Here is a 5,660-nt window from a genome sequence, read left to right as displayed (position 1 = left end):
TATATATAACTTTTTTATAATAAAGAAATTAATACTTTTTTCAAGATTTCATACAAGTAAAGACAGCTTCAAGATTATCATTAAAAACTAAAGCAGTTTCTAAAACATAAGCATTATTTATCTCTTTACCTGTATTTAAATTTATAAAAAAGTAATATTTTATTATATTTTTCTGTTTATACAATTTTTTTATATTTTTTTTTATTTGATTTTTTTAATTAAAAAATTATTATATTTGAACATAAAAAATAAATATTTTATATCATTAATTATCTATAAAAATGAATAAAAAAATATTTGTATTATTTTCTTTGTTTGCTATACTGATTATTAGTTCTATATTAATCTGATTTTTTAATTATTTTAATATTATTAAAATTAATAAAGACTTAACCAAGTCTTTGGATGAAATAAATTCTAAATTATCTTATAATTCAGAACAAAATTTTTCATCTGATGATGACAATATTGAAAATGATGATATTGAAAATGAAAATGATAATTATAATTATTATGAAAATAATAAAGATTTTGGATTAAATCAAGATGATTTATTTGATTCGTTTTTGGAAGAAAGAGATAGAATGTTTGATGAAAAAAATGAAATGTTTGATGATTTTTTTCAAAATTTGGATAATTCAAGATCTTTTGGTATGAATATTAATCCTAAATGATCAAATAATATGAGTTTTTCCAATACTTATATAAGAAATGGTGAAGTTTTTAAATATTCTATAAAAATTAATGATGATAAACTTTATTGATCACTTACTACAAAAAATGAAGATGAACTTACAAGATATTATGAATTATTAAATAAATTAGATTTGAATATAACTAAAGAATCTAATAAAATAGAATTTGATTGAAATTCTAAATATATGGATGAAGTATTAAAAATTTTTGGTAAAAATTTTGATTTTGAAATAGAGTCTAAAGATAAAAATAATTTGAATCCTAGAGAGTTTTAGTTTTATATAAAAAATAATTTTAACTAAAAATTATGAAGGATTTAATTATAAATAATGAAAAAATTCCTATAAATATAATAAAAAGCCCAAAAAGAAAAAGTACTTTATCTTTTCGTATGACTTGTGATTGATTAATTATTAGAAGTCCAGTTGATAAAGTAGATAAATTAATAAATGAATTTTTATATAAAAGACAGGATTGGATTTATAAAAATTGGTTAGTTCAAAAGAATAATAAAACTGTTATCAAAAAATATGTTAGTTGAGAAACTTTTTTGTATAAAGGTAAAAAGTATATACTCAAAGTTATTCAATGAAATTATAAATGATGTAAAATTGAATTTAATAATTCATTTTTTTTTGCATATATAGACGAAAATATTTCTGATAAAATTAAATGAAATTATATAAAACTTGAATTAGACAAGTGGTACAAAAATAAATCTAAAGAAATAATAAAAAAAGAAGCAGAAAAAATTATTAAATTATACAATTTTGATGTAAATAAAATAATTATTAAATCTTATAAGTCTAAATATGGGCAATGTAAGGCTAATGATATTTATTTTAATTATCTGATAATTAAATTTCCTTTATGAATTATAAAACATATTATTTTACATGAATTATGTCATATTGAGCACAAAAATCATAGTAAAAATTTTTGGAATTTGTTATCAGTGTTGGACAAAAATTGTAAAGAAAACAGAAAATGGATCAAAGAAAATTGAAATTTAGATTAAAACTTCTGTATTTACACCTCACCATATAAATAAAAACCTATTCCATCATTAGCATTTTCTTCAAATTTTGAATTTCTTATTGAAATAATATTTGAAAATTCAGCATAAACAGCTATTTAGAGCAAACTCCAAAATTTTCCATATTTTTTAATAAAAAAATTAAAATATTATATAAATTAACATTACAAGTAAAAATAAACTTGAAAATATGAATAATATTATTATACAATAGATAAATAATAATTTATTTAAAATAGTTAAATATATTGTATGAATAATATAGAATTAAGTGATAGAATTTATGAAAATGATTGAAATATAGAACTAAATAATGAATTATGATTTGATTTTAATAAAGCAAGAGTTCAAGTTATAGAATTAAATAATGCAATAGATTATTACAATTTGGAATCATTGGATAATAATTCTTTTATCTTAATTGATACTAAAATAAAGAATATATTAAATATAATTCCTTCAAACAAAAGACACACATTTTTTAAATATTTTTATGAGAAAGAATGATTTACAGATAATGAAACATTTTTTTCTTATATGAAAAATATATTTGATAATATTGAACAAGTTTATAATATACAAATTGATAAATATAATTCATATTTAAATTCTGTAAAAGATAATGCTTTTTTATGAAATGAAATTTGTAAATTTAAATGACCTATATTGACAAATTCATTAAGTAGTATTGAAAATAATTTAAAAGATGCTAAATCAACATTATCTGAATTACTTGATTATGATACTAATTTATATTTACATTATTTTTTATCTGCTTCTGAATTAGATATTTTTAGAAGATTTAGTAAAATACTTTCCAAAACAGATACTAATTTTAGTAGATGATTTAATTTTACTATGTCTCTTTTTGAAAAATATAGAAATAAAATATTATCATGAATAAAAATGATAAAATCATCAGATTGAAATCTGGATGAAAATATTGATTTTAATTTAATAAAAAATAAAGATAAATTAAATTCATCAGAATTTTTTATTCAAATTTTTAGATTATTATTAATCTTTAAATTAGGTTCTTCAAATCATATTAATAAATATAATAAAAAAGTTTTGGATAAATATTTTGATATGTATATATCTTGAAATATTTGTTGTGATGAAAATACTGATTTACTTGTATATAATTTTTTTTGGAACATTATATTATCTTATATGAGAAAATGATTTTTGAAATGAAATATTTAATAATGCATTGGAAATTGAGGTTAAAGAAGATAATCATACAAATGAAAATAATTCTATATCTGAAAAAGATAAACAAATATTTGAATATAATAAAAATGTAGAATATAATAAAGAAGTTATAAATAGAAATAAATATTATTATTTATTGGTTGATATAGCATCAAAAATACAATACAATTTATATTGTATATCAACAAATTTGGATTTATTGGCTTTAGGTGAGTTGGAAAAAAATATAAATTCTTTAAAAACTGAAATAGATTCTTTATTGGAAGATATATTTATGTGAGAGACTCCAGCAGATTTATTTAATTATTTAAAAAGTTTATGTAGTAATATTTTGAAAATACATGTTTCTGATGAATTATATTCTGTTTTGTCAAATAAAAATACGGATGGTATTTTATGAATTATTTTGGATAAAGAAAATATATGAATCCCAAAAACTTCTATTTTATTTTTATCTATGATAATATCATTATCTTTTTATGTTAAACAATTATATAATGAATTAGTAAATTTATCTTGAATGAATTTTGAAACTTATGAAATTGACTTAAATTCTTATCAAAAAATTTTTGATAAAAAAAGTATGGAAGTTATAAAAAAGACAAATACTATTGAATCAAAAAATCTTATATATTTATATAAAAATGTTATAGATAAAAATAATAAGGATTGTTTTTTTAATAGATTAATTAATTTTAATAAAACTCCTAAATCAAATATTGAAATAACAAAATATTTGACAAATAATATATGAAGATTAAATCCATGATGAGTTGAATTTTTTAGTTTTCAAAAAATAATAAATACTATTAATACTACTTGAAATATGAATTTTGCTAATTGAATTGAATTGATGATTAAATTAATAGATGTTTTTGATCTAACTTATAGTCCATGACATAGTAAAAGAGTATCAAAATTATCTAATATAATATTGGAATTATTATTGGATGATGGAATAGGTTTTTATTTATATGGTGAGGTGTAAATACAGAAGTTTTAATCTAAATTTCAATTTTCTTTGATCCATTTTCTGTTTTCTTTACAATTTTTGTCCAACACTGATAACAAATTCCAAAAATTTTTACTATGATTTTTGTGCTCAATATGACATAATTCATGTAAAATAATATGTTTTATAATTCATAAAGGAAATTTAATTATCAGATAATTAAAATAAATATCATTAGCCTTACATTGCCCATATTTAGACTTATAAGATTTAATAATTATTTTATTTACATCAAAATTGTATAATTTAATAATTTTTTCTGCTTCTTTTTTTATTATTTCTTTAGATTTATTTTTGTACCACTTGTCTAATTCAAGTTTTATATAATTTCATTTAATTTTATCAGAAATATTTTCGTCTATATATGCAAAAAAAAATGAATTATTAAATTCAATTTTACATCATTTATAATTTCATTGAATAACTTTGAGTATATACTTTTTACCTTTATACAAAAAAGTTTCTCAACTAACATATTTTTTGATAACAGTTTTATTATTCTTTTGAACTAACCAATTTTTATAAATCCAATCCTGTCTTTTATATAAAAATTCATTTATTAATTTATCTACTTTATCAACTGGACTTCTAATAATTAATCAATCACAAGTCATACGAAAAGATAAAGTACTTTTTCTTTTTGGGCTTTTTATTATATTTATAGGAATTTTTTCATTATTTATAATTAAATCCTTCATAATTTTTAGTTAAAATTATTTTTTATATAAAACTAAAACTCTCTAGGATTCAAATTATTTTTATCTTTAGACTCTATTTCAAAATCAAAATTTTTACCAAAAATTTTTAATACTTCATCCATATATTTAGAATTTCAATCAAATTCTATTTTATTAGATTCTTTAGTTATATTCAAATCTAATTTATTTAATAATTCATAATATCTTGTAAGTTCATCTTCATTTTTTGTAGTAAGTGATCAATAAAGTTTATCATCATTAATTTTTATAGAATATTTAAAAACTTCACCATTTCTTATATAAGTATTGGAAAAACTCATATTATTTGATCATTTAGGATTAATATTCATACCAAAAGATCTTGAATTATCCAAATTTTGAAAAAAATCATCAAACATTTCATTTTTTTCATCAAACATTCTATCTCTTTCTTCCAAAAACGAATCAAATAAATCATCTTGATTTAATCCAAAATCTTTATTATTTTCATAATAATTATAATTATCATTTTCATTTTCAATATCATCATTTTCAATATTGTCATCATCAGATGAAAAATTTTGTTCTGAATTATAAGATAATTTAGAATTTATTTCATCCAAAGACTTGGTTAAGTCTTTATTAATTTTAATAATATTAAAATAATTAAAAAATCAGATTAATATAGAACTAATAATCAGTATAGCAAACAAAGAAAATAATACAAATATTTTTTTATTCATTTTTATAGATAATTAATGATATAAAATATTTATTTTTTATGTTCAAATATAATAATTTTTTAATTAAAAAAATCAAATAAAAAAAAATATAAAAAAATTGTATAAACAGAAAAATATAATAAAATATTACTTTTTTATAAATTTAAATACAGGTAAAGAGATAAATAATGCTTATGTTTTAGAAACTGCTTTAGTTTTTAATGATAATCTTGAAGCTGTCTTTACTTGTATGAAATCTTGAAAAAAGTATTAATTTCTTTATTATAAAAAAGTTATATATA

General features: G+C 17.6%; 6 protein-coding genes. 4 read left to right on the top strand and 2 right to left on the bottom strand.

Annotation, left to right across the window (positions count from 1 at the left end):
* The first annotated feature begins 281 nt into the window (after nt 1-281).
* The 4 genes from VAMP_RS04165 (at nt 282) to VAMP_RS04150 (ending at nt 3,935) form a co-directional block, all read left to right on the top strand.
* A complete protein-coding gene (locus VAMP_RS04165) occupies nt 282-971 on the top strand; it encodes a hypothetical protein (RefSeq protein ID WP_213349641.1) in 690 nt (229 codons plus the stop codon).
* A gap of 32 nt (nt 972-1,003) precedes the next feature.
* Nucleotides 1,004-1,714, top strand: coding sequence for a M48 family metallopeptidase (locus VAMP_RS04160; protein ID WP_213349644.1), 711 nt, complete (start codon nt 1,004-1,006; stop codon nt 1,712-1,714).
* Nucleotides 1,715-1,984: 270 nt separating this feature from the next.
* Nucleotides 1,985-2,938: a hypothetical protein gene (locus tag VAMP_RS04155; protein ID WP_213349648.1), complete on the top strand. Its 954-nt coding sequence runs from the start codon at nt 1,985-1,987 to the stop codon at nt 2,936-2,938.
* Nucleotides 2,850-3,935 carry a hypothetical protein gene (locus VAMP_RS04150; RefSeq protein WP_213349646.1) on the top strand — a complete coding sequence of 362 codons (1,086 nt, stop codon included), beginning with the start codon at nt 2,850-2,852 and terminating at the stop codon, nt 3,933-3,935. Before VAMP_RS04155 ends, VAMP_RS04150 begins: the two co-directional genes overlap by 89 nt.
* 11 nt (nt 3,936-3,946) lie before the next feature.
* Here VAMP_RS04150 and VAMP_RS04145 read toward each other — a convergent pair whose 3' ends face one another.
* A complete protein-coding gene (locus VAMP_RS04145; protein WP_213349644.1) occupies nt 3,947-4,657 on the bottom strand; it encodes a M48 family metallopeptidase in 711 nt (236 codons plus the stop codon).
* A 32-nt stretch (nt 4,658-4,689) separates the two neighbouring features.
* A complete protein-coding gene (locus VAMP_RS04140; protein WP_213349641.1) occupies nt 4,690-5,379 on the bottom strand; it encodes a hypothetical protein in 690 nt (229 codons plus the stop codon).
* Between the last annotated feature and the right edge of the window lie 281 nt (nt 5,380-5,660).

It is taken from the genome of Candidatus Vampirococcus lugosii, assembly GCF_018420025.1.
GTDB lineage: Bacteria > Patescibacteriota > Gracilibacteria > Absconditabacterales > Absconditicoccaceae > Vampirococcus > Vampirococcus lugosii.
This window is presented reverse-complemented; position numbering and strand designations above follow the sequence as displayed.